Source organism: Pseudomonas sp. P1_F7, from assembly GCF_056405655.1.
The window spans coordinates 1-562 of sequence record NZ_JBFUBR010000080.1 but is presented as its reverse complement, the minus strand read 5'-3'; the positions used below and the strand labels follow the sequence as shown (position 1 = coordinate 562).

Genomic DNA, 562 nt, shown 5'->3' with positions numbered 1-562 from the left:
GCAACGCTCCAGCGGTGACGGAAGTGACCGACACCATCGACACCACTACCGTGAAGCTTTCCGCGACTGAAACCGCGGCCGAGGGTGGCACCGTCACCTACACCGCCACCGTYGGTGCCGCTGTGACTGGCTCGCCAGTAACTGTGACCCTGGCCAACGGCCAGASCATCACCATCGCGGTCGGCGAAACYACCGGCAGCGTGASCACCCCCGCGCCAAACGACGTGTTGACCGGCCATGCGCCGTTGACCAAYTCGATCACCGACGTCAGCGGCGGTAATTACGAAAATCTGGTGGCCGACAAGACGCCGGTTTCGACCACTGTCACCGACACCGTCGACACGACCAACCTCAGCCTGAGTGCTACAAACTCGGTCGCCGAGGGCGGCTCGATCGTCTACACCGCGACCCTGACCAACGCCGCCGGTTCGCCGGTGACCGTGACCCTGAGCAACGGCGCCGTGATCACCATCGACGCCGGGAAAACCACCGGCACCGTAAGCGTTGCGGCCCCGTCCGACGACGTGTACAAAGACGCCGGCACCGTTCAGGCCACGATCAG

At 64.5% G+C, this 562-nt stretch carries 1 protein-coding gene; it reads left to right on the top strand.

Annotated features, from left to right (window positions below):
- The coding region (locus AC1D1M_RS31465; RefSeq protein ID WP_477778701.1) for an immunoglobulin-like domain-containing protein at window positions 1-562 on the top strand (562 nt) is incomplete at both ends.